Here is a 24,192-nt window from a genome sequence, read left to right on the forward strand (position 1 = left end):
CACCTCCGCAATGCTTTATAAATAATTGAGATAAAGTCATAATCACCTATCTGAATTGAATGTCTCACTAACATTTATTGTGCGGAAATCCTTCTATCTTTATTCCAATAAACATATATTTTACCAAAGTCCAATCTAGCAGAAGGGTTGTTTGCAAGTTGCAATCCAAACAACAAGTAAAGCAGGAGGCGTTGCTTTGAGTAAGATATACGTGTTAGATACGAATGTCTTGTTGCAAGACCCGTATTCACTCTTCTCCTTTGAAGATAATGAGGTTGTAATTCCTGCAGTGGTTCTTGAAGAAGTGGACTCAAAGAAAAGGTACATGGATGAAGTAGGGAGAAATGCAAGACAAGTATCAAGGTTAATTGATGGATTTAGGGCTTCAGGAAAACTCCATGAAAAGATTCCTCTTGAAAACGGAGGGACCATCCGAATTGAGTTGAATCATCGTACCTTCCATGAACTTCAGGATATATTTGTTGAAAAAACAAATGATAATCGAATTTTGGCTGTTGCGAAAAATTTATTTTTAGAAGAACAAACCAAAGAAAATGGAAAGCCAGTTATTTTAGTAAGTAAGGATGCTCTTGTCAGGGTCAAAGCAGATGCAATTGGATTAGATGCCGAAGATTTTTTAAATGATCGAGTAGTTGAAATCGATCATATCTACACAGGCTTTTTTGAAGTGTTGATTCCCATCGAATTATTGGGTCGTTTTTATGAAAAAGGTGAACTGAATCTCTCTGAGATAGCAAATCACCCATTTTATCCGAATCAATTTTTAGTAATGAAAGATGCATTGGGCAGTTCTGCATCTGCCATAGGAATGGTCGATAAAACAAGTAAGAAAGTAAAAAAATTAGCATTAAACCAAGAGCATGTTTGGGGTATCCATTCTAGGAATGTTCAGCAGACGATGGCAATTGAATTGTTATTACGAAAAGACATTCATTTAGTTACATTAACTGGGAAAGCAGGAACAGGGAAAACGCTGTTAGCACTTGCTTCTGGTTTGATGCAAACGGAAGATTTCCGGGAATATAAAAAACTTTTAGTGGCAAGGCCGATTGTCCCCGTTGGGAAGGACTTAGGATTTTTACCCGGAGAAAAACAAGAGAAGCTTAGACCATGGATGCAGCCCATTTTTGATAATCTCGAATTTCTATTCAACACTAAAAAGCCAGGTGAACTTGATGCTATTTTAGCGGGACTGGGATCAATTGAAGTGGAGGCATTAACGTATATTCGCGGCAGAAGTTTACCGAAGCAATTCATCATCATAGATGAAGCACAAAATTTAACGAAACATGAAGTGAAAACGATCCTGACACGTGTTGGAGAGGGAAGTAAAATTGTGTTAATGGGAGACCCTGAACAGATTGATCATCCTTATCTAGATGCATATAACAACGGATTAACTTACGTTGTTGAAAAATTTAAGGATCAGTCTATTTCAGGACATGTTAAATTAATGAAAGGGGAAAGGTCGGGATTAGCTTTATTGGCTGCAGATTTACTCTAATATTAAAAAGTAAAACGGGCGCCAAAGGCACCCGTCTTATTTTATGGTAATACGTGTAACATTTTTAATCGGAGTTTGTTGATTGGAGCCATCGCCAAAATAAACATGAATTGGCCCGTCTACTGTAAGTGGCTTGCCATTATCGGAAAATTTTAAGATAAAATCATTTGCCGTTTCAAGAGGGTATTCATATTCACTGTCAATACAGTGAATAACTAAAGTATGTGCATCACTAGCAGGTTCTGAATTTTGTAGAAAGGGTTTTAATGGTATACCGAAAGTTCCGGTCAATACCTTTTCTTTTTCAAATTTCTTTTCAGTCTTCAGTGTAGGCGGGTAAATCGCACCCTCGGTAATTTCCCGGTCCCAATGTTTGGATACTGCTTTTGTATACTCTTCCAATGATTTAGAATTCTCTAGCTTTGTTGTAAAATAGGTGGTTAAATCAACTCGTCGGTCATCAAAAATCCACACACTTGGATCAAGTGTGATTGTATACTTCACGTTTCCTGAAATGATAATAATATTTTCCATAGTGTATTCCCCCTAAACCTTTGCATAATTAGTATAACTTTTTTTTGCAAGATGGCATAGTAGGACAATCGGGTTTCGCGAAAAGATAAATCATCTTATGAAGAACATTTGTCTCAACTTGCTGCTTTATTTAATCTACTTCATTGTTCTTGCAATTTTCCGTTGTAAACGGTAAAATTTATAGATAAGTTGTATTATCGCTCTGAAATGGGGGGATTTATGTTGGCCTCTGAAATGATCGTGAATCACCAAGAAAAAGCATTTGCCTTATTACAGGCTGACGCTGAAAAAATATTAAGGCTAATCAAAGTGCAAATGGACAATCTCACAATGCCTCAATGCCCTCTTTATGAAGAGGTACTAGACACACAAATGTTTGGCCTTTCAAGAGAGATAGATTTTGCTGTTCGATTAGGTTTAATAGATAGTAAAGATGGTAAAGCAATCCTCGATACATTAGAAAAAGAACTATCAGTGCTTCATGATGCATCGTTAAGGAAATAGTTGCATAGGAACTCAAACAATTACTGTTCATTGTTTGGGTTTTTTTGTTATTTAAGACAGGTGATTTCAATTATTTTTGAGACTATTCCAATATTAATTTGTTGTAACAAATTAGCTTTTCCTCAAGAAATAATGTTTATTTTCTATTATAATAGAATGATATAAATCAATATTGAAAATGAGGACCATTTAATGCTAAAAAAAATATTGAAATCATATGATTATACTTTAATTATTGCTACTGTTCTTTTGTGCACCTTTGGACTTGTTATGATTTACAGTGCAAGTATGGCTTCCGCCGTACAAAGATACGAAGTTCCAAGTGATTATTTTTATCAAAAGCAAAAAATTTGGCTGTTGATTTTTACACTAATTTTTCTTTTTACAGCAATTATGCCATATAAGATAATGCAGTTTACAAAAGGGTTTCAGGTTCCCATGGTTATAGGGTCTATCGTTATCCTCTTAGGACTAATTCCTTTTGGAGTAATTGTTGGCGGCGCCCAAAGTTGGTATCAAATCGGCACATTTCGCCTGCAGCCATCTGAATTTGTCAAACTTGCGGTGATCATTTATTTAGCAGCAGTATACGCGAAAAAGCAAGCCTATATAAATCAACTGAATAAAGGTGTACTTCCGCCGTTAATTTATTTATTTATCATATGCGGGATTATTATTTTACAGCCTGATTATGGAACAGCTTTTATTATTGCATCAATTGCTGCTATGATAACTTTTTGCTCAGGGCTGAACCCTAAAAGTATCTTAAAATTACTAATCATTGCACTTATAGTTTTGGTACCAATTGGTTTAGTTGCAAAAGATAAGATATTTTCTGAAAAGCGAACTGACCGTTTTGCTATTTTAGACAATCCTTTTGCTGAAGATGTTGTAAATAATGCAGGTTTTCATTTAGCAAACTCATACATTGCGATTGGCTCTGGTGGTGTTAATGGATTAGGTTTGGGAAAGAGTATTCAAAAGCTTGGCTATTTACCGGAATCACATACTGACTTCATTATGGCTGTTATTGCGGAAGAGTTGGGGATATGGGGTGTTGGTTTCGTAATTATACTCCTTTTCTATATTGTTTTAAGAGGGATATATGTAGGATTACAGTGTAAAGATCCTTTCGGAAGCCTCCTTGCGATAGGTATTTCAAGTATGATTGGAATCCAGACATTTGTAAATCTAGCAGGAGTATCTGGTATAATACCATTAACAGGAGTCACTCTGCCATATGTAAGCTATGGCGGGTCCTCGCTTTTAGTACTTGGAGCGGCGACCGGAATCCTTGTAAATGTTTCTATGTTCAATAAATATGAAAAGAAATATAAAAATAACCAGGAACAGATAGATAAACGTGTTAAACAAAAAGATGGTAAGGTTTTTTATATTTAATTAAAACGCGAAGGACATTTATGCTCTTCGCGTTTTTAAAAATACATAGAATAGAAGGTGCTTTTTGTGACTAGACAAATTAATAAAGTATTGGTAGCCAACCGAGGGGAAATTGCCATAAGGGTTTTTCGTGCCTGTACAGAACTGAATATTCGAACTGTTGCGATTTATTCGAAAGAGGATTCCGGAGCTTACCATCGTTACAAAGCTGATGAGGCTTATCTCATAGGGGAAGGAAAAAAACCAATTGATGCCTATTTAGACATTGACGGCATCATTGCAATCGCCAAAAAAAGCGGTGCTAATGCCATTCATCCAGGGTATGGTTTTTTGTCTGAAAATATTCATTTTGCTAAGCGTTGTGAAGAAGAAGGAATTATTTTTATTGGACCTCACGTAACACAATTAGATATGTTCGGTGATAAGGTCAAAGCAAGGCATCAGGCAGAGCTTGCCGGAATACCAGTCATTCCAGGGAGCCCAGGTCCGGTTAAAGAGGTAAATGATGTAGAAGACTTTGTGGAAGAACACAAGCTGCCAATTATCATAAAGGCCTCTCTTGGCGGAGGCGGCCGCGGGATGAGAATTGTAAAACAAGTTGATGAAATCCGTGAAGCATTTGAAAGGGCAAAGTCAGAAGCAAAAGCCGCTTTTGGAAATGACGAAGTATATCTTGAAAAATTAATTGAAAATCCAAAGCATATTGAAGTTCAAATTATTGGTGATAAGAAGGGGAATATAGTTCACCTCTTTGACCGCGATTGTTCCGTCCAAAGGCGCCATCAAAAGGTTGTAGAGGTTGCTCCAAGCGTATCTATATCTGATGAGTTACGAAAAAGAATATGCGACGCTGCTGTAAAATTGATGAAAAATATAAATTACTTGAACGCAGGTACTGTAGAGTTTCTTGTTTCTGGAAATGATTTTTACTTTATTGAAGTAAATCCACGAGTTCAAGTAGAACACACAGTCACTGAGATGGTAACGGGTGTCGATATCGTCCAAACGCAAATATTGATTGCGGAGGGTCATGAAATACATGGTCCGATAGTGGGTATACCATTACAAGAAAAAATTCAAGTTAACGGATTTGCGATTCAGTCAAGGGTAACAACGGAAGACCCGCTAAATAACTTTATGCCTGATACAGGAAAAATTATGGCCTATCGTTCAGGTGGAGGTTTTGGAGTACGTCTGGATGCAGGAAATGGCTTTCAAGGTGCTGTTATTACACCCTATTATGACTCATTATTAGTAAAACTATCAACTTGGGCATTGACCTTCGAGCAAGCAGCCTCAAAAATGGTTCGAAATTTACAGGAATTCAGGATTAGAGGGATAAAAACAAATATCCCGTTCTTAGAAAATGTCGTGAAGCATGAAAAGTTTAGGAATGGCGAATATGATACTTCATTTATTGATACGACGCCGGAATTGTTTATTTTCCCGCTTCGTAAAGACCGTGGGACAAAAATGTTATCGTACATTGGTACAGTAACCGTAAATGGGTTCCCAGGTATTGAAAAAAAGAAAAGACCAGTATTTTCTAAACCGAGAATACCTAATTTACCATATGATTTGCCGTATCAATCTGGGACTAAACAAATCCTTGATAAGTTCGGTGCAGAAGGTCTTGTCGAGTGGGTAAAGAATCAACCACATGTATTATTAACGGATACTACTTTTCGTGATGCACATCAGTCGTTATTAGCTACCCGTTTGCGGACGACCGATATTCTACATATCGCTGAGCCCTCTGCAAAACTTTTGCCAGACTTATTTTCATTTGAAATGTGGGGCGGAGCAACTTTTGATGTGGCATACCGCTTTTTAAAAGAAGATCCATGGGACCGATTAGTATCACTTCGTAAGAAAATTCCAAATGTATTATTCCAAATGTTAATCCGTGGAGCGAACGCAGTAGGATATAAAAATTATCCTGATAATCTGATCCGTGAATTTGTGGATCAATCCGCTTCAGGTGGAATTGATGTTTTTCGAATTTTTGATAGTTTAAACTGGGTAAAGGGAATGGAAGTTGCGATCGATGCGGTTCGTCAAACTGGTAAAATTGCTGAAGCATCAATTTGTTATACAGGCGACATTTTAGATCAGACAAGGACGAAATACAATCTTCAGTATTACAAACACTTGGCAAAAGAGTTGGAACTTCAAGGGGCACATATACTAGGAATTAAAGATATGGCTGGATTATTAAAGCCTGAGGCAGCGTACAGACTTATTTCTGAGCTAAAGGAAACTGTTAATATTCCTATCCATCTTCATACCCATGATACGAGCGGAAATGGTCTTTATACGTATGCAAGGGCAATAGATGGAGGAGTAGATATTGTTGACACGGCTTTAGGAGCAATGGCAGGCTTAACATCCCAGCCTAGTGCTAATTCATTATTTTATGCACTTGAGGGGACGCCGAGGAAACCACAAGTAAATATTGATGCATTGGAGAAGTTGTCTTATTATTGGGAAGATGTACGCAAGTATTATCAAGATTTTGAAAGTGGAATGATTTCCCCTCATACTGAAATTTATCAACATGAGATGCCAGGAGGTCAATATAGCAACCTCCAGCAACAAGCGAGAGCGGTTAGTCTCGGTGACCGTTGGGATGAAGTAAAAGAAATGTATGCACGCGTAAATCAGATGTTTGGGGATATTGTCAAGGTAACCCCTTCATCAAAGGTCGTTGGCGATATGGCATTATTTATGGTTCAAAATGATTTAACTGAGGCAGACGTGCTATTAAAGGGAGATACGTTGGATTTCCCGGACTCAGTTGTTGAACTATTTGAAGGATCGCTTGGCATGCCATACGGTGGTTTTCCAGAAGGCTTGCAGCAAGTAATCTTAAAAGGAAAAAAACCATTGGAAGTTCGCCCGGGTGAATTGCTTGATTCTGTGGACTTAGAGAAAATAAAGGAAAAATTATTTAAAGAACTTGGCAGACAAGTGACTGATTTTGAGATTATTTCTTATGCTTTATATCCTAAGGTATTTATGGAGTACATGAAAATAGATGAACAATATGGCAATATCTCAGTCCTTGATACACCAACATTCCTATATGGAATGCGACTGGGTGAAGAAATTGAAGTTGAAATTGAAACAGGGAAAACACTAATTGTTAAACTCGTCTCTATCGGTCATCCTCAAGCTGACGGTACGAGAGTAGTTTATTTTGAATTAAATGGTCAGCCGCGGGAAGTATCCATCAAGGATGAGAGTATTAAATCTACGGTAGTGTCTAGGTTAAAGGCTGATCCAAAAAATGAAAATCAATTAGCTGCGACGATGCCGGGAACCGTGATTAAGGTGCTCGTTGAAAAAGGTGAAAAAGTGGAACGCGGTGACCATTTAATGATTACCGAAGCCATGAAAATGGAAACAACCGTTCAAGCGCCATTTTCAGGGATTGTGAAGGATATTTATGTATCAAGCGGGGATGCAATATTAACAGGTGATCTTTTACTTGAGTTAACGAAAAACTAAAAAAGTTGCTAGGGATACCTTGTCCCTAGCAACTTTTTTATTGATAATTTTTCTTAGATCTAGAATATAACAAAAGGAAATAACTCAAAACCCCAAATAAGCAGGTAATAAAGAATGCATGCAAAAGAGCGATATACAGATTTAAACTAGTAAAAATGATTAAAGCACCTGCAATCACTTGTAAGGAAACCAGGATGAAAGAAATTATCCATCCCCAATAAAGAACTCTTTGCTCTTTATAATGGCGGACCGTCATTATAAGGATATAAGTAATCCAGATAAAAATTAGAGCAGCAGCTGCCCGGTGCCCCATTTGCACCCATTCGTACAAGTTAGAGGGTAAAGCTGGGGCGTCATTTAAACATAATGGCCAGTCCCGACAAACAAGACTAGACTTCGTATGACGTACTAGTGCACCAGTGTAAATAACCAGATAACTATAAATGGAAACACCGACAATATGAAACCCCATTCGCTTATCAATATAAAGTTTTTCTGCATCAAATTTCTTATCAATTTCAAAAATTAAAAGTGTTAACAATAACACCGATGAAAAGGAGATAAGAGAAATACCGAAATGTAAGGCTAGGACAAAACTTGATTGTCCCCATTTTACTGCAGCTGCTCCGATTAATGCTTGTAAAAGTAAAAAGAAAAAGGACAGGAATGAAAGAAATTTTGTTTCTCTTATATGCCCTATCGCCTTCCATGACCAAACCGATAGAATGAGAACCATAATTCCACCTACTCCGGAAACAAGCCTGTGGGCAAGTTCAATAGCTAATTCTGGCGTTATTGCCAACGGAAGGAATTTGCCATGACATAGTGGCCAAGATCTTCCGCATCCCATTCCAGAACCGGTCTTTGTCACTAATGCACCGCCAATTAGTATAAAAATCATTACGATGGTAGTGGCAACCGCTAACCACTTCAAAGATCGTCGCAAAAAAGTCACCTCTTAAATAGTTCAATAATTTGTCATTGGATAAACCTGACAGTATAATAAATGGAAAAGACGAGATTATTAAATTCCCTATTAATAATACCGAATAATGTCGAAAATGAACAGAAATTAAATATGGATTATTAAATAACTTTTATAAATAAAAAAGGTCCTGAATAATAAATAATTAACACTATTATTATAGTGGAAATAGTTGTAACTTTGCTTTTAGTCTTTTAGTAATAGATATGGTTATATTGTATAGAAGGTTTCTGTTTTTAAAATAAGGGGTTTTAACCGTAAAATTCATACTTCAGTCATTAAATAATGAATCCTGTCACAATTTTGTATAAAATTATTCAAAAAAAGTTCACAAAAATATCGGAAAGTGTGATTTAATATACAGAGAAAGTGTTTTGAAAATCACTATTCTTTTTTGATAATTATTATTCAAGTCGAAAAAAATTTATTGATTTTTTCTGCTGAGCATTCCTTTTTATTACAAATGAGGGCATAAATAATGAAGTATCAATATTACATACTTAAATGATGAAAGTTTTCTTATTTAGGTTTAGGAGGAGAAACAAATGTCTAACTCTAAGGCTTACGGAGATGCTGCTATTGATAATGGCGCTGCGGGCCTGAATACCGACTTACAAACCTCAGCTTGGAAAGACCTTATGGCCCTTATAAAAATAGGAATTGTAAATTCCAACCTTATTACTACTTTTACAGGGTTATGGTTAGCACTACATTTTACAGGGCAAAGCTTTCTAAATAATTTAGATATTGTCTTTTTTACAGTAGTTGGTTCTTCGTTAATCATCGCTGGGTCCTGTGCAATCAATAATTATGTTGATCGCGACATTGACCATTTAATGGAAAGAACGAAAGCGCGACCAACTGTAACAGGGAAAATAGGGCCGGTAAAAGTTCTATCATTAGGTATTTTACTCATTGGACTGGGAACACTGTCTTTATTCTTTACTACGATGACTGCAACAGTAATTGGACTGCTTGGAGTTTTTAGCTATGTTTTCCTCTATACCCTGTGGTCGAAGAGGCAATTGGTTTCCAATACCATTATCGGGAGCATTTCAGGGGCCGTACCTCCGCTTATTGGGTGGGCAGCTGTTGATGCAAATCTTGATATTATGGCATGGTCATTGTTTGTATTAATGTTTGTTTGGCAGCCACCGCATTTTTATGCATTGGCGATGAGAAGAGTTAAAGAATATAAAGCTGCTGGTATCCCAATGCTACCGGTAGTGAAGGGTTTTAAAACCACCAAAATTCACATCGTACTATGGGTTGCTGCACTTCAACCGATTCCGTTTTTTCTAACCAAGTTAGGAATCCCATTTCTAGTACTTGCCATCCTATTAAATATCGGGTGGCTGGCATTAGGGATTTATGGATATAGAATCAAAGATGACATAAAGTGGGCAAAACTAATGTTTGTTTACTCTTTGCAATACTTAACTATTATTTTTGTAGCAATGGTTATCGTTACATTGATTTAGTTTTGCAATTGATTGTTTCTGGATGAAATTGAAGGAAACAGTCATCCTACATACTTCTTTGATCCACCAAATGTTTTAAGAATTTATTAGTGAAAGAGGGGTTTGATTAAGCTATGAAAAGGCTTGCAAAATGGCGTTTATTTTCGTTATTTTCGATTTTAGCGCTTGTACTCTCCGGATGTGGCGAACCGTACCTTTCCACGTTAAAGCCTGCCGGTGAAGTTGCGAAAACGCAATATGATTTAATGAAGTTAAGTACTTTAATCATGGTTGGGGTTATTATTGTTGTTGCGATCATTTTCATTTTGATCTTGGTTCGTTTTAAACGAAAGGATGACAGAATCCCAAAACAAGTAGAAGGAAGTCACAAATTAGAAATTATTTGGACTGTTGTGCCAATTCTTTTACTATTGATTCTTGCCGTTCCGACTGTAGCTGCAACCTTTAAACTTGCAGATGTATCACCAATGGACAAGAAAAATACAAAAGCGCTTGTTATTAATGTGCGTTCTCATTTATACTGGTGGGATTTCGAATATCCTGGACAGAAGATTGTAACAAGTCAGGATTTAGTTGTACCTACGAATGAAAAAGTGTATTTTAATTTAAAGTCAACTGATGTTAAACATTCATTTTGGATTCCTGCTGTTGGAGGAAAACTTGATACCAATACTGACAATATCAACAAATTCTGGTTAGAGTTTGATGATAAACAAGCAAACGAGGCAGGAAACCTCTTTTATGGGAAATGTGCAGAACTTTGTGGACCATCCCATGCATTAATGGACTTTAAAGTGAAAGCAATCAGCAGGGACAAATTTGATGCTTGGGTTACTTCGATGCAGAATGTAAAAGAACCAGCTAAAGCACAAGGCACTGTTGCTGCACAGGGACAAGAAATTTTTAATCAAAGCTGTATCGGCTGTCACGCCGTAACACCATCAAATAAAGTGCCTGAGACTGCACGTCTTGCACCGAATTTATCAGATTTTGGTAATCGCTCTCGTGTAGCAGGTGTTTTGGATCATAATAAAAAAGAGTTGAAAAATTGGATCCGTAACCCGGAAACATATAAGCCTGGTAACATGATGACAGGTAAATACCCTGAAATGTCTGAAGACCAGCTTGATGCGTTAGCTGAATATTTAATGAGCTTAAAGGTTCAGCAATAAAAGGGGAATTGGTTGAAAGGGAGGTAAAATTGTGAGTACCTATGCTCAAAAAAAGGGATTTGGCGCAACTTTATGGGACTTTTTAACAACAGTTGACCATAAAAAAATCGCGATCCTATATCTCATTGCAGGTGGATTTTTCTTCTTAGTGGGCGGACTTGAGGCAATATTTATCCGTATCCAACTTGCAGTGCCGAATAATGACTTTGTTAGTGCCGGATTATTTAATGAAATTATAACAATGCATGGAACAACAATGATTTTCCTTGCTGCAATGCCACTTGTATTTGCATTTATGAATGCAGTAATGCCATTACAAATTGGGGCACGCGACGTTGCGTTTCCATTTGTAAATGCACTAGGTTTTTGGTTATTCTTCTTCGGGGGAATATTTCTAAACCTATCATGGTTCTTAGGTGGTGCTCCTGATGCAGGTTGGACATCTTACGCGTCGCTTGCACTTCACTCAAAAGGTCATGGTGTAGACTTTTATATCTTAGGTTTACAGATCTCTGGTATAGGAACCTTAATTGGTGGTATTAACTTCCTTGTTACCATAATTAACATGCGTGCTCCTGGTATGACATATATGAGAATGCCTTTGTTTACTTGGACTACATTTGTTACTTCAGCACTGATTTTGTTCGCATTTCCTCCATTAACAGTTGGTTTAGTTCTAATGATGTTCGACCGATTGTTTGGTGCGAATTTCTTTGATGTTACTTTAGGTGGTAATACAGTTATTTGGGAACATCTTTTCTGGATTTTTGGTCACCCAGAAGTATATATTTTAATACTTCCGGCATTCGGGATTTTTTCGGAGATCTTTCCAATTTTCTCGAGAAAACGTTTATTTGGTTACTCTTCCATGGTTTTTGCAACTGTATTAATTGGTTTCTTAGGCTTCATGGTATGGGCCCACCATATGTTTACAACTGGTTTAGGACCTGTTGCTAATGCAATTTTCGCAGTAGCTACTATGGCAATTGGTGTACCGACAGGAATTAAAATATTTAACTGGCTGTTAACAATGTGGGGAGGAAGTGTGAAATTTACTACTCCTATGCATTGGGCAATGGCGTTTATTCCATCATTTCTTGCTGGTGGGGTAACAGGTGTAATGCTTGCTTCCGCAGCAGCAGACTATCAATACCATGATACTTATTTCGTTGTTGCGCACTTCCATTACGTTATTGTAGGTGGTGTAGTATTTGCAGTCTTTGCAGGTACACATCTTTATTGGCCAAAAATGTTTGGAACAATGTTGAATGAAACTTTAGGTAAAATTACTTTCTGGTTGTTCTTTATCGGGTTCCATTTAACATTCTTTATTCAACATTTCTTAGGTTTATGGGGAATGCCGCGACGCGTATTCACATACCTTCCTGGTCAAGGATTTGACAGTGCAAACATGGTTAGTTCTATAGGAGCTGCGTTTATGGGCTTGGGTGTTATAGTAATGTTATATAACATCATTATTACTTCTGTGAAAAATGTTAAAGTTGGAAATGATCCATGGGGAGATGGAAGAACACTAGAATGGGCAATCCCTTCACCACCACCGTTCTATAACTTTAAGCAACTTCCACTTGTTCGTGGGTTGGATGCGTACTGGTTAGAAAAAATGGATGGTAAAAAAGGAATGACTCCAGCTGAGCCGCTTGGTGACATTCATATGCCAAATTCATCTTTCTTACCATTTATGATGGCTTTAGGATTATTCATTGCCGCCTTTGGTGCAATGTACCATGTCAATGATAAAGCTTGGGCTTTACCAGTAATGATCATTGGTTTATTGGTAACTTTTGGCTCCATGTTCTTACGTTCAGTAAAAGATGATCATGGATTCCATATTCACAAAGAAGACTTAATGGATGACGAAGATAAGGGGGTTAAGGCATAATGCACGCTGATGAAAAATTTACTTATGAGACATGGCCTGCTGCGCCGGAAAAATCAACCCTTGAATCGAAAAATAAATTTTTAGGTTTTTGGTTTTTCCTAGGGGGAGAGACAGTTCTTTTTGCTTCCCTCTTTGCCACTTACCTTGCATTAAAGGATAAAGTTCCAAGTTCAAGTCATCCTTTAGCAAAGGATTTATTTGAATTACCGTTAACATTTGTTGCGACAATGCTGCTCTTAACCAGCTCATTAACAAGTGTGTACGCCATGTATCATATGAAGAACTTTGCCTTCAAAAAAATGATGGTATGGCTTGGTCTTACAGCTCTTTTAGGTGCAGGGTTCTTAGGACTTGAAGTTTATGAGTTTACCCATTATGTTCATGAAGGTCACACCTTTACAAGCAGTGCTTTCGGATCTGCCTTCTATACATTAGTTGGTTTCCACGGGGGCCACGTTGCTTTTGGTTTACTTTGGTGTTTAACATTAATGTTTAGAAATTCTAAACGTGGCTTAGACCTTTACAACGCGCCAAAATTCTATGTGTTTAGTTTATACTGGCATTTTATCGATGTTGTTTGGGTATTTATCTTTACAGTAGTATATTTAATGGGAATGGTGGGATAAACTGATGGCTAATCAACAATTAAATTCAGGTAACCCAAGAGTAGACATTGAATATCGTCGCAGGAAAAATGCAGAAGAAATGAGATATCAATTAGTTTCTTTTGCCTTAATGATTTTCTTAACATTAATTGCTTTTGCAGCTGTATATATTAAAGGGTTTACCTCATGGTTTACTGTACCGTTTATTATTCTATTAGCAGTTGTTCAAGTTATTTTCCAACTATATTATTTCATGCATATGAGCCATAAAGGGCATGAAGCTCCATCACTCTTTTTATACTCAGGTGTGTTGGTTGGAGCTATAACTATACTTGCCTTTACCACAATTATTTGGTGGTAATATGTTAAAAAAAAGAAAATCGGCTAAGGCCGATTTTCTTTTTTAAGAGCAAAATTATGGCATGCTATATTTCTTTGCTTATCGTTTTGACCAAGGGTATAATATAATCAATAATTCTTTTAAATCAAAAAGAGGTGATTTGGGTGCTTAGTCTAGATATATTTGGTTTTAAAGCACTTTGGAGCCCGTACTTTTTATTAATTTTACTTCTATTTACTGCAGGTTATTTTGTCCTTACAACAAAATATAGAAACTGGTTTCCAGATAGTATGCCGTTAACGAAAACACAAGGTTCTTTGTTTCTAGTATCAATCATCCTGCTTTATGCCATTAAGGGATCACCTATTGATTTATTAGCACACCTTATGTTTTGGGTCCATATGATTCAAATGGCTGCTCTGGTATTAGTGGTACCACCTATTTTAATCATAAGCATACCAAACTGGGTTTGGAGAAAATTATTCAGTATCAGGGCTATCGACTCCGTCTTTAAGGTATTAACAAAGCCACTTATTGCACTGATTGTTTTTAATGGATTATTTTCTTTTTATCATGTTCCAATTATTTTTGATCACGTTATGCAAAATGGCTGGTTACATGCTAGCTATTCCATCCTTTTATTTTTTGTAGCAATCTTTATGTGGTGGCCATTACTTAACCGTCTTCCTGAACAACAGACATTAAGTGGTCTGAAAAAGGTTGGTTATATTTTTGCTGATGGAATTCTGCTAACACCTGCTTGTGCTTTAATAATTTTTGCAGATACACCAATGTATGCGACCTATTCTGATCCTCAAGTTTGGGGACAAGTAATGAGTCTTTGTGTCGGTTCGGCGAACTTTGATAACTTGAATTTAAGTGGTCCACAACTTTTTAGTTCAATGTCCTTAATTCATGATCAACAGCTTGGCGGCGTATTAATGAAAATTATTCAAGAAATCATCTATGGAGTCATCCTTGGACATGTTTTCTATGAATGGTATCGAAAAGATCAATCGGATACTGAACAAGAAATGAAGCCACAGCTAAATCCTTTGCTCATAAAATAATCTCCCATACTCTTTGGGAGATTTTTTTACTAATTAGAGGATATTTCATGTTTATCCGTTGAATTGTTAGTGTAGTTGAACTACTATTATTGTAGAATAAAAGAAAAGAGAGGACATGGAATGAATTCCTTACCGATTTTACCTACGATCAGTACTTCATTTATTGTATTAAGTGCTATTACCGTTGCCATTGGATGGTGGCAAATAGCGCAAAAGAAGATTGAATCTCACAAAAAAACAATGTTTTTGGCTGCTATTTTTGCTGTAATCTTTTTTATCATTTATGCTTCCCGGACAATCTTTATTGGGAACACGTCGTTTGGTGGCCCAGAAAATATTAAAATTTATTACACCATATTTTTAATCTTTCATATAACACTTGCCACAATTGGAGCTGGGTTCGGTATTGCCTCAATCTTGACCGGATACAAAAACAAGCTTTCTATCCATCGCAAACTCGGCCCAATTACTAGTCTCATTTGGTTTTTCACTGCGATTACAGGAGTTGCTGTTTACCTACTGCTTTATGTATTTTATCAAGGCGGTGAGACAACTTCGATGATTAAAGCAATTCTAGGACTGTAAAATAAAAAGACGCATGAGTCCATGCGTCTTTTTTGCTCTTATAGAGCGAATTTACTTACTTCAGCCTTGACGGCTTCAAGAATCTTTTTACACTGATTCACAAGTGAGGTAGGGAAGTTTTCTCCTTCACCATATTCAACACCATGTGGATAATAGTGTTTACCTAAAAGCGGTGTCATTAATTGAATGGTTGCTCTATCTGCACCAATGTCACCTTCTACCGCATGGCCGCGGACACGCAGGTAAAATACCCCTTCTTTTAACTCAAACTTGCGGTCATATGTAACACGTTCGTAGTCCCATTGCCCCTCGCGAACTAAACCGTGATCTAACATAACTTCATCTAAACGGTTTAAGTCAGCCTTTAACTTCTCAATCTCAGTATTCTCGAATTTCATAAATAATCCCTCCTAAAAACAATACCATTACCCCAAAGTTTCTTTTATCAGTAAAGCAATTATTATTCAATTTTAATAATAGTTGAAAATCAATCAACTTGCAATGAATAGATTCAGGCGAATAAAACATTATTGGTTGGAAAACCTAGTATAAAGATAAGAGGAAATAATTATACCATGGGGGTAAGAAAATGGAAAATATCAGGGATATTATGACTAGCGAAGTTGAAGGTTGTACATTATTGGATAATGTATATGAAGTGGCCTTAAAAATGAAAGAGTTAAATGTAGGTGCTATTCCAATTCTCGACCAGGATAAGCTTGTGGGTATGATAACAGACCGTGATATTGTCGTAAGAGGCGTTGCAGAAAAACATCCTGGTTCTACCAAGGTAGAAGATATTATGAGTAACCAACTGATTACCATTACACCTGATTCTACAAGCAAGGAAGCGGCAAAATTAATGGCTGAACATCAAATACGCCGATTGCCTGTGGTAGAAGGAGATAAATTAGTTGGAATTGTTTCATTAGGTGATTTCGCCATCCGAGAATTAACTGATGATCAAGCAAAAGTGGCCTTAACCGAAATATCTGAACAAAACTTTAATAGTGCACAACACTAGGAATTATTATATAAAAAAAATAGTGTGATTATAATTAAACAGGTACTCAGTGTACCTGTTTTCTTTTAATCAGTTCATTTTACTGATATTTATGATAATCACTATTATTATTCAAGTCATAGATGATATAATAATTTTATCTATACATATAATGATAGAAAAAGTTCCAGAGAGGGTGAATGCCTCTGCGTATACTGTCAAAAATTTTAATCCTTTCAGCGGTTTTTTTAACCATTGGTTTTTATGTTAGTATAAACGAAAATAATGAAGATGCTATTTTAATTAAAGAAAATAATACATCAGAAATAAAAGAACAAAACATAACTCAAAACCCAGTAAATAATCCCAGTAAAAAAATTGTCTCAGAAAAACCAAATGAAGGTTTGGCTTTATTAATTGGAAAAAATGAAGAGGATTTAGAAAAGGAACTTGGTAGACCTTTACGGATTGATGAGTCTATGTATGGCTATCAGTGGTATATTTATAATCCAAATCCTAAAGGTTATTTACAAGTGGGTGTAGAAAATAACCGTATTGTTACGATTTTTGCCATTGGTCAGAATTTAGATGTAGCACCATTTGAAATCGGACAACCAGTTGAGGAAATTTTTAATACTCACTATATTGATACGAATGTTAATCTCGAATTTAACGGAAATTCTTATCGCTTTGAACTAAACGATACAGATTTAAATCTTCGACCGATGGTGCAATTGGGTGATATTTTTGTTCAACTATATATGGATAAGTTCACCGGAAACCTCTCAAGTGTTCGATTCTTAGATGCATCTACACTAATCAAGCAGCGTCCCTATGAACTTGTTTATAATGGTGTCTTAATTCAGGCTCCTGAGCCTAGCGAGGAAATGCAGCGCAAGATTGAAGAAGATACCGAACAAGAGATATTTGACATTACTAATGTCTTAAGGGCAAGAAATAAATTAAAGGTTTTAAAGTGGGACGAAAATACGGCAAAAGCAGCGTTTCAACACAGTAAGGACATGTCAGAAAACAATGACTTCTCACATACATCTAAGAAGTTTGGAGACCTCGACAAAAGACTAAAAACTGCTGAAGTGGTTTATAAGTCTGCAGGTGAGAATATCGCGGCAAATTATACCGATGGCCCTGCTGTGGTGGAAGGTTGGCTCAATAGTAAAGGTCATCGTGAGGCACTATTAAATAAGGAATATTCACATCTTGGAGTAGGAGTTTTTGAAAAATACTATACTCAAAATTTTATTCAAAAAATAGAACAATAAAAAGGTGACGATAAGGTCACCTTTTTTCAATAACATATTCGTTAAATAAAAATTTATTCTCCTTCCACATTCCATGTACTCTTATGACTTCCCCTACTTTAAAGGAAACTTTCTGAAAGTCTTTTGTAATTGGCGTTATCTTTTGGACGGTAATTAATTTTGTTTCTGTTTGCAATCTTAATGATTGAACATGAATGTAACGGTGATAATAAAACCGTTGCTTCTCCTCTATGATGCTTTTAATTTCCCCAATTAAGATTGCTTCGTGCTGAACGTGACCAGAATTGACCCACTTAGAATCATTTTCCTTCATCTCTTTTTTTGTAAGCAAATAAAAGTAAAGGCAAATAATTGGAATGACGATGGCGGTGACCATTATGTATCAAACTCCTCCGGTCATGACTTGCTAATTATAAAGAAGGTACCTGTTGCATATGCCATTTTTTTTCCGTCACCCCGGTAGGCTTCCCCTGATATAACCATTGTTTTGCTGCCCTTATGGACTATCTCCGCTTTACAACGAAGCGTTTCTCCAATACCTGGAGCTATGTAATGGATATTTAATTGATTGGTAACAGCCCCAAATCCTTTTGGCAAATAGTAATTAGCCAAACTACCCATCGCAGTATCAAGGACAGTAGCAGTAATTCCGCCATGGACGATATCTAGGTTATTATTAAGAATTGGATGAAGCGGAATGGTAATTTCACAAGTATTCTCTTCAAATTTCCTGTCCATTTGAAGAATCCCATCAATATAAGTACTGCGGTTTTGATTAATTTTTTCTTTAAGCCCACTTAAAAGATAGGCAATAGAATTTAGATCAGCTTCTGAACCATTTTCGATACATGTTTCTAATAATTGTCGTAATTCATCTTTCATTCTAGATACCTCTTTCAATTCTTATTCTTCTGACATCTTATCATTAACAGAAAAAATATTAAATACATTCATCTTGCAAGGTTCTTTCACATTTTGAGTTATCTTTCATATTGTATTATTGGCAGTAATATGGGTTGAGGTGAGAAAAATGACACAAAAAAAATTACACCCTACCGTTATACAATTCAAAGAATTTGTTAAAAACAATCCTAAACTTGTCCAGGAAGTACGGAGGGGGAAGGCAACCTGGCAAGAGTTATATGAAGAGTGGTATTTATTAGGAGAAGAGGATACCCGCTGGGAAACGATTGGATCCAATAATGAGACCGCTGAAGAAGAAAGCACAGAATCGAAAAGTGATTGGATTTCCACGATTATGGGGATGGTTAAGAAAATGGACCCGAACCAGATGCAAAACCATATCAATAACTTAAGTCAGGCCCTCGGAGCGGTCCAAGGTGTACTTTCGCAATTTCAAGGGAACAATCCAGCGGGGGGGCCAGCAAAACCACAAGAAGGACCAAAACATCCCTTTTTGTTTAGAAAAGACTGATAGGAAGGGGTATTAATCTATGCGAAGAGATGTGCTTGAATATATTGAAAGTCAGAAGGATTTAAAGCAGTTTATCCGCGAACAACCCATCTGGTATCGAAAGTTATCAAGAAATCCATATGATTTACAGGCACTTGAAATTGAATCGTTACACTATTATAAAAAGACTATTCCAGATCAAGTGAACAAATTTTCAAATAGCGTACAAATGGCTTCTATGATGTATCATATGTTTCAAGCAATGAAAACTCAAAATTAACAAAGTCCACATGATTTATTTTGTGGCTTTTTTTGTTGTTAACAAGAGGATTAAGACTAAAAAATGAAATGGAGGCGAACAATACAAGCAAAGAAGGAGTGAATCAAAATGAAAAAGCCGTTTCCGCAGGTAGTCCTTATTATCTTTTTGATTGGAATGCTTTCCGGATTTAATCATATTAAGCCAAGAACCGAATTACCTTCATTATTTGTCCACCACCAAATAAAAGGGGAAAAAGTATTAGTTAATTGTATTGTCTCAGGAATTAGTTTTCGAGAAACTGATCAATCAAAGAAGAAGTTAGGAAAGCTAGTTATATGGATTGATGGTAAGAAAAAATCAGAAGTTAATGCGGCAGCATTTATTATTAAAGGGCTACCTCCGGGAAGCCACAGTGTTAAACTTGAAGTGGTTGATTTAAATAATCAACCGTATGGAATGGAAAAAGAATTTATGGTAAATATCACTAGATAATCTGTATTTTTCGCATTACTAACACTTTCATGTTAAAATATCAGTGGAGGTGGGCGTTATCGTGCTTGCTACATTAGAAAGAGTCGAATTATTGGAACAGGCTGAGCAACTAGCAAAAATGGTTCTGGAATCCGAAATTGCGGAACAATATCAAATTTGTTTATATAAATTGCAAAATAATAGGGAGTCACAGCGTAAAATAAAGCGTTTTGTTAGTCTAAAGGAATTATATGATGAGGTTCAACGCTTTGGGAAATACCATCCTGATTATAAAAAAGTAATGACTCAAATCCGCGAAAGTAAAAGAGAAATGGATTTGGATCCACTAGTAGCGGAGTTTAAATTGGCAGAGAATGACCTGCAAGACCTTCTAGATGCCATCAGCATCATCGTTGGTGGTGCTGTCTCAGAACATATAAAAGTCCCAACCGGCAACCAGTTTTTCGAAACAAAATCCAGTCACAGCAGTGGTTGTGGCGGCGGTGGCAGCTGTAATTGCGGGTGAAAAATCAGCTAAAGAAAGCTGATTTTTTCTTTTAGAGTGCAGTAATTTTCTTGTGACAGCCATACAATATTGAAATGAAACAAAGTTTGAATTGAAATGAAGCGTTTTTATATGCTAGACTTAGTTAAAATGATGGTTCTATTGAAGGGGAAATAGTATGTTTGTTCAAAGACAAGGATTGGTGGTTTGGCTTTACTCTTTAAAACAAGCTAAAATGCTTAGACGCTTCGGAAATGTACATTATGTTTCAAAAAAGCTGAAATATGTTGTACTTTATTGTAATCAACAAGAAGTAGATGAGATCATGGAAAAGTTAAATTCTTTTTCGTTTGTAAAAAAAGTAGAACCTTCATATAAACCATTCTTAAGAATGGAGTATGAAAATTCAGCACCCGATAAAGCAAAAGAATATGATTATAAAATGGGTATCTAAAAAGGTGAGGGCGATTCAGGTCCCTCACCTTTTTCTATTGGAGTGGAGATAGATAATGATTAAGCCTCAGAATTCCAATTAGGTATTGGAAATAAAGTTCCTTTTCATAAAAGATAGAAGATGGCTTTACCGATAGTTCGTGAATTTGTTTATTGTACGCAGCAGCGGTTTGGGCAAAGAGTTCATACCTTTTATTAGGACAATAATTTGGATTCGGTATGCCCTCACGACAAATATAAAGCGGTTGAAACTTTCCTGGATCTGTAGGTTTAAAAATAACGACCAAGGAAGTCAGTTCCTTCCCATCAATCTTTGTGTGAAGTGCAAGCAGATGTTGAAGACGGTGCTGATTGGCATTAATTAGCTCTAGTAACTCATATAAATCTGAATATCCTTCACCTAATTCAATAAAACGCTGGATCAATTAAAACGCTCCTTTATAATGGATCAATTCTACAATACTTTATCACTTATAATGGATTTTTTGAATAAAAAGCAAAAAAAAAACCTGCAGAACTTTCTGCAGGGTCCTTCCACATCCTCATAAAGGATAGAAGGCAAAGGGAGAGGAGAAACCGGAGGAAGAACTTATGGGGAAACGTAAGTCTTCTCCGCGGTTGGCAACAACATCCTCGAATTGATGTTGTTAATTACATTATTTCCACAACCCAAAAGCTTATACGTGTTTTATGATAAAATTTCGAGATATGACAATCTTTGGTGTGCTTTGATAAAATTAATAAGATATCATCCACAGAAATTGTCTAGTTTTTATAAATTATGGTAGGATGTATTAAGAAATTATTTCTGAAAAAAATGTGGTGATAGGTAAGTGAGAGTGGTTTCAGGCAGTTGTAAAGGAAGACCGCTGAAAGCAGTTCCAGGAAATACGACGAGGCCGACAACTGATAAGGTCAAAGAAGCTTTATTTAATATGATTGGTCCTTATTTTGATGGTGGGATCGGGTTAGACCTGTTTGCTGGCAGTGGTGGGTTAGGATTAGAAGCGCTTAGCAGAGGATTAGAAAGGGTTATTTTCATTGACCGTGAGTCCAAGGCCATTCAAGTAATTCATGAAAATATAAAAGCTTGTAAATTTGAGGATCAAGCGGAGGTTTATCGCAATGATGCCGATAGAGCATTAAAGGCTCTGATAAAAAGAGATATCAGCTTTGATTACATATTTTTAGATCCGCCATACAAAAAACAGCAACTGGTCAGTTTAATGGAAAAGATGGATAAACAGAATGTAGTAAACGAGGATGGAATCATTGTCTGTGAACATAGCTTTGATGTTGAATTACCGAAATCAGTAGGGCGATTTAGCCAGATAAAACATGAGAAGTATGGGATAATTGCGGTAACCATTTATATTCGAACAGATATTGAGTAAGGGGGAATCAAGTTGACAAGAATAGCCGTTTGTCCAGGAAGCTTTGATCCAATTACATATGGTCATTTAGATATTATTAGAAGAGGTGCCAAAGTATTTGATACCGTCTATGTGAGCGTTTTAAATAATTCATCTAAAAATCCGTTATTCACTGTTGATGAGCGAATGAATCTAATAAAGGAAGTAACAAAAGATCTTCCAAATGTTAAGGTAGATGTCCATTCTGGCTTACTTGTTGATTATGCAAAGGCTGTAAATGCTAATGCCATCATCCGTGGATTGCGTGCTGTTTCGGACTTTGAGTACGAAATGCAAATTACTTCAATGAACAGAGTTCTAAATGATGAGATTGAAACCTTTTTTATCATGACGAACAATCAATATTCCTTCTTAAGCTCAAGTATTGTTAAAGAAGTGGCAAAATATAACGGGGACATTTCGTCACTTGTCCCGCCAATCGTTGAAAAAGAATTACAAAAGAAATTTATAGGGTAAATGAAAAAAGAGCCAGGCTTGCATGCCAGCTCTTTTATTATTGTTTTTTTAAGCGGGAAAACAATATAAGCACATACACTAAGAGTGAGATGATGGTGATAATCGGCCCAAAGACCATCATTTTATGAAATAGGTGGCCCGCCCATGATCCATCCTCGAAAAAACTAACTGGCAAAGCATTTGAAGGCTGCTCATTCCCATTAAAGCGCAAATAAACAGGCTTCCATAAAATCAATGCAAACAAACTTGCGAAAATACCTTGAAGAATTCTCGCCATAAAAAATGGTTTAAACCTAATATCTGTTTGTGCCAGAATACTTGCAACTTGGGCTTGGACACTAAAACCACTAAAGGCTAAGATAAAGCTGGTAATCATCGCTTTTTGTAAAAGGGTAGCATCTGGATTTTGACTAGTTAGTTGACTGCCTAAAGTGATCTCAAATAAACCTGAAATAAACGGAATACTCAACATTTCTGGGAAGGACAACGCTGATAGCAGCACCTCAACAGATTTTGCCAATGTGGCTGTGATATGTAAATGATAAAGTATTTTGTTTATTACAGAGAAAAGAATGATAAACCCGCCAACCATTAATAAGGTTTGAATGGATGAATTAACGGCATCCCCAAGTAGTTTTCCAATTGGTCGATTATCTTTTAATCTTGTTTGATGCAAAGCTGATAAAGCGGAACGGATTTTGAACTTCTTCCTTTTCGATGTGATTTCATCAGGTGACTCTTTTCCATAAAAGCGCATAATTAATCCAACACAAATATTTCCTAAATAATGAGATAGTGCAAGGATAACCCCTAAATGTGGATTATAGAAAAATCCTACCGAAACAGCCCCAAAAATAAATAATGGATTTGATGAATTAGTGAAAGAAACAAGTCTTTCAGCTTCAATTCGTGTTAGCTGGCCTTCTTCTCTTAATCTTGCCGTGAACTTTGCTCCAGCCGGAAATCCAGAAGCCATACCCATGGCCCAAACAAATCCGCCCACACCAGGAACCTTAAAAAGGGGTCTCATTAACGGTTCCAATAATACACCAATAAATTTTACAACTCCGAAGCCAATTAACATTTCAGAAACAATAAAAAATGGTAATAAGGATGGAAAAACAATTTCCCACCACATATTTAGGCCGCGAATGGATGCATCTAAGGACTCTTGTGGATAAAATATTAGAGAGCCAGCTAGAATGGTGACGGATATGGATAAAAAAATTGTTTTTAATTTGGCCCGAAACAATGAAGAGACCTCCTCCCGAGGAAATCGTTGAACTGTGCAATCGAT

27 protein-coding genes are annotated in these 24,192 nt (G+C 36.4%); 20 read left to right on the forward strand and 7 right to left on the reverse strand.

Going from position 1 to position 24,192, the window contains the following annotated elements:
* Nucleotides 1-196 precede the first annotated feature (196 nt).
* Nucleotides 197-1,525 carry a PhoH family protein gene (locus tag FS608_RS08100; RefSeq protein WP_098572738.1) on the forward strand — a complete coding sequence of 443 codons (1,329 nt, stop codon included), beginning with the start codon at nt 197-199 and terminating at the stop codon, nt 1,523-1,525.
* A 36-nt stretch (nt 1,526-1,561) separates the two neighbouring features.
* Here the strand turns inward: FS608_RS08100 and FS608_RS08105 are convergent, their stop codons facing one another.
* Nucleotides 1,562-2,059, reverse strand: a complete 498-nt coding sequence (locus FS608_RS08105) for a molybdopterin-binding protein (protein WP_144548785.1) — start codon at nt 2,057-2,059, stop codon at nt 1,562-1,564.
* 222 nt (nt 2,060-2,281) lie between these two features.
* On the opposite strand from FS608_RS08105, the gene FS608_RS08110 reads away from it, so the two are divergent.
* The 3 genes from FS608_RS08110 to pyc all read left to right on the forward strand — a co-directional run bounded on the left by FS608_RS08110 (nt 2,282) and on the right by pyc (nt 7,474).
* Complete coding sequence (locus FS608_RS08110) at nt 2,282-2,563, forward strand: Fpa/YlaN family protein (protein ID WP_026566329.1); 282 nt, start codon at nt 2,282-2,284, stop codon at nt 2,561-2,563.
* Between the two features lie 192 nt (nt 2,564-2,755).
* Nucleotides 2,756-3,964 carry an FtsW/RodA/SpoVE family cell cycle protein gene (locus FS608_RS08115; RefSeq protein ID WP_144548787.1) on the forward strand — a complete coding sequence of 403 codons (1,209 nt, stop codon included), beginning with the start codon at nt 2,756-2,758 and terminating at the stop codon, nt 3,962-3,964.
* 66 nt (nt 3,965-4,030) lie between these two features.
* Nucleotides 4,031-7,474: a pyruvate carboxylase gene (gene pyc / locus FS608_RS08120; protein WP_144548789.1), complete on the forward strand. Its 3,444-nt coding sequence runs from the start codon at nt 4,031-4,033 to the stop codon at nt 7,472-7,474.
* A gap of 37 nt (nt 7,475-7,511) precedes the next feature.
* Here pyc and FS608_RS08125 read toward each other — a convergent pair whose 3' ends face one another.
* Nucleotides 7,512-8,420: a COX15/CtaA family protein gene (locus FS608_RS08125; RefSeq protein WP_144548791.1), complete on the reverse strand. Its 909-nt coding sequence runs from the start codon at nt 8,418-8,420 to the stop codon at nt 7,512-7,514.
* 584 nt (nt 8,421-9,004) lie between these two features.
* Between FS608_RS08125 and cyoE the strand changes: the two genes are divergently transcribed.
* From cyoE to FS608_RS08160, 7 genes are all read left to right on the forward strand, one after another.
* Nucleotides 9,005-9,940, forward strand: a complete 936-nt coding sequence (gene cyoE, locus FS608_RS08130) for a heme o synthase (protein ID WP_144548793.1) — start codon at nt 9,005-9,007, stop codon at nt 9,938-9,940.
* A gap of 113 nt (nt 9,941-10,053) precedes the next feature.
* Nucleotides 10,054-11,112 carry a cytochrome c oxidase subunit II gene (coxB, locus tag FS608_RS08135; RefSeq protein ID WP_144548795.1) on the forward strand — a complete coding sequence of 353 codons (1,059 nt, stop codon included), beginning with the start codon at nt 10,054-10,056 and terminating at the stop codon, nt 11,110-11,112.
* Nucleotides 11,113-11,143: 31 nt separating this feature from the next.
* Nucleotides 11,144-13,015, forward strand: coding sequence for a cytochrome c oxidase subunit I (gene ctaD, locus FS608_RS08140; RefSeq protein WP_144548797.1), 1,872 nt, complete (start codon nt 11,144-11,146; stop codon nt 13,013-13,015).
* Nucleotides 13,015-13,641 carry a cytochrome (ubi)quinol oxidase subunit III gene (locus tag FS608_RS08145; RefSeq protein WP_026566335.1) on the forward strand — a complete coding sequence of 209 codons (627 nt, stop codon included), beginning with the start codon at nt 13,015-13,017 and terminating at the stop codon, nt 13,639-13,641. The genes ctaD and FS608_RS08145 overlap by 1 nt, the downstream gene beginning before the upstream one ends.
* 4 nt (nt 13,642-13,645) lie before the next feature.
* The gene (gene ctaF / locus FS608_RS08150) at nt 13,646-13,981 is read left to right on the forward strand and encodes a cytochrome c oxidase subunit IVB (protein WP_144548799.1); all 336 of its coding nucleotides are present in this window, start codon (nt 13,646-13,648) and stop codon (nt 13,979-13,981) included.
* Between the two features lie 143 nt (nt 13,982-14,124).
* Nucleotides 14,125-15,030, forward strand: a complete 906-nt coding sequence (ctaG, locus tag FS608_RS08155; RefSeq protein WP_144548801.1) for a cytochrome c oxidase assembly factor CtaG — start codon at nt 14,125-14,127, stop codon at nt 15,028-15,030.
* Nucleotides 15,031-15,150: 120 nt separating this feature from the next.
* The gene (locus FS608_RS08160; protein ID WP_144548803.1) at nt 15,151-15,615 is read left to right on the forward strand and encodes a DUF420 domain-containing protein; all 465 of its coding nucleotides are present in this window, start codon (nt 15,151-15,153) and stop codon (nt 15,613-15,615) included.
* 38 nt (nt 15,616-15,653) lie between these two features.
* On the opposite strand, the gene FS608_RS08165 is transcribed toward FS608_RS08160, so the two are convergent.
* The gene (locus FS608_RS08165) at nt 15,654-16,013 is read right to left on the reverse strand and encodes a YugN family protein (RefSeq protein ID WP_144548805.1); all 360 of its coding nucleotides are present in this window, start codon (nt 16,011-16,013) and stop codon (nt 15,654-15,656) included.
* Nucleotides 16,014-16,204: 191 nt separating this feature from the next.
* On the opposite strand from FS608_RS08165, the gene FS608_RS08170 reads away from it, so the two are divergent.
* Nucleotides 16,205-16,639, forward strand: a complete 435-nt coding sequence (locus FS608_RS08170) for a CBS domain-containing protein (RefSeq protein WP_144548807.1) — start codon at nt 16,205-16,207, stop codon at nt 16,637-16,639.
* Between the two features lie 179 nt (nt 16,640-16,818).
* On the forward strand, nt 16,819-17,901 hold the full coding sequence (locus FS608_RS08175; RefSeq protein WP_144548809.1) for a CAP domain-containing protein: 1,083 nt from the start codon (nt 16,819-16,821) through the stop codon (nt 17,899-17,901).
* Between the two features lie 16 nt (nt 17,902-17,917).
* Here FS608_RS08175 and FS608_RS08180 read toward each other — a convergent pair whose 3' ends face one another.
* Both FS608_RS08180 and FS608_RS08185 read right to left on the reverse strand, forming a co-directional pair.
* Nucleotides 17,918-18,277: a hypothetical protein gene (locus FS608_RS08180; protein WP_144548811.1), complete on the reverse strand. Its 360-nt coding sequence runs from the start codon at nt 18,275-18,277 to the stop codon at nt 17,918-17,920.
* Between the two features lie 20 nt (nt 18,278-18,297).
* Entirely contained in the window at nt 18,298-18,783 is a 486-nt protein-coding gene (locus FS608_RS08185) for a PaaI family thioesterase (protein WP_144548813.1), read from the reverse strand.
* A gap of 148 nt (nt 18,784-18,931) precedes the next feature.
* On the opposite strand from FS608_RS08185, the gene FS608_RS08190 reads away from it, so the two are divergent.
* From FS608_RS08190 to FS608_RS08210, 5 genes are all read left to right on the forward strand, one after another.
* Nucleotides 18,932-19,336 (forward strand): YlbD family protein, encoded by a 405-nt coding sequence (locus FS608_RS08190; RefSeq protein ID WP_144548815.1) that lies wholly within the window; start codon nt 18,932-18,934, stop codon nt 19,334-19,336.
* 19 nt (nt 19,337-19,355) lie between these two features.
* Nucleotides 19,356-19,595, forward strand: coding sequence for a YlbE-like family protein (locus FS608_RS08195; RefSeq protein WP_144548817.1), 240 nt, complete (start codon nt 19,356-19,358; stop codon nt 19,593-19,595).
* 108 nt (nt 19,596-19,703) lie between these two features.
* A complete protein-coding gene (locus tag FS608_RS08200) occupies nt 19,704-20,069 on the forward strand; it encodes a hypothetical protein (protein WP_144548819.1) in 366 nt (121 codons plus the stop codon).
* A 61-nt stretch (nt 20,070-20,130) separates the two neighbouring features.
* A complete protein-coding gene (locus tag FS608_RS08205; protein ID WP_144548821.1) occupies nt 20,131-20,574 on the forward strand; it encodes a YlbF/YmcA family competence regulator in 444 nt (147 codons plus the stop codon).
* Between the two features lie 157 nt (nt 20,575-20,731).
* Nucleotides 20,732-21,007, forward strand: coding sequence for a YlbG family protein (locus FS608_RS08210; protein ID WP_026566347.1), 276 nt, complete (start codon nt 20,732-20,734; stop codon nt 21,005-21,007).
* Between the two features lie 34 nt (nt 21,008-21,041).
* On the opposite strand, the gene FS608_RS08215 is transcribed toward FS608_RS08210, so the two are convergent.
* On the reverse strand, nt 21,042-21,431 hold the full coding sequence (locus FS608_RS08215) for a DUF7147 family protein (RefSeq protein ID WP_144548823.1): 390 nt from the start codon (nt 21,429-21,431) through the stop codon (nt 21,042-21,044).
* A 408-nt stretch (nt 21,432-21,839) separates the two neighbouring features.
* On the opposite strand from FS608_RS08215, the gene rsmD reads away from it, so the two are divergent.
* Both rsmD and coaD read left to right on the forward strand, forming a co-directional pair.
* Nucleotides 21,840-22,400: a 16S rRNA (guanine(966)-N(2))-methyltransferase RsmD gene (gene rsmD, locus FS608_RS08220; RefSeq protein ID WP_144548825.1), complete on the forward strand. Its 561-nt coding sequence runs from the start codon at nt 21,840-21,842 to the stop codon at nt 22,398-22,400.
* A gap of 12 nt (nt 22,401-22,412) precedes the next feature.
* Nucleotides 22,413-22,895, forward strand: coding sequence for a pantetheine-phosphate adenylyltransferase (coaD, locus tag FS608_RS08225; protein WP_144548845.1), 483 nt, complete (start codon nt 22,413-22,415; stop codon nt 22,893-22,895).
* 37 nt (nt 22,896-22,932) lie between these two features.
* On the opposite strand, the gene ylbJ is transcribed toward coaD, so the two are convergent.
* The gene (gene ylbJ / locus FS608_RS08230; RefSeq protein WP_144548848.1) at nt 22,933-24,147 is read right to left on the reverse strand and encodes a sporulation integral membrane protein YlbJ; all 1,215 of its coding nucleotides are present in this window, start codon (nt 24,145-24,147) and stop codon (nt 22,933-22,935) included.
* Nucleotides 24,148-24,192: the final 45 nt, after the last annotated feature.

This window comes from Bacillus sp. X1(2014), from assembly GCF_007678255.1.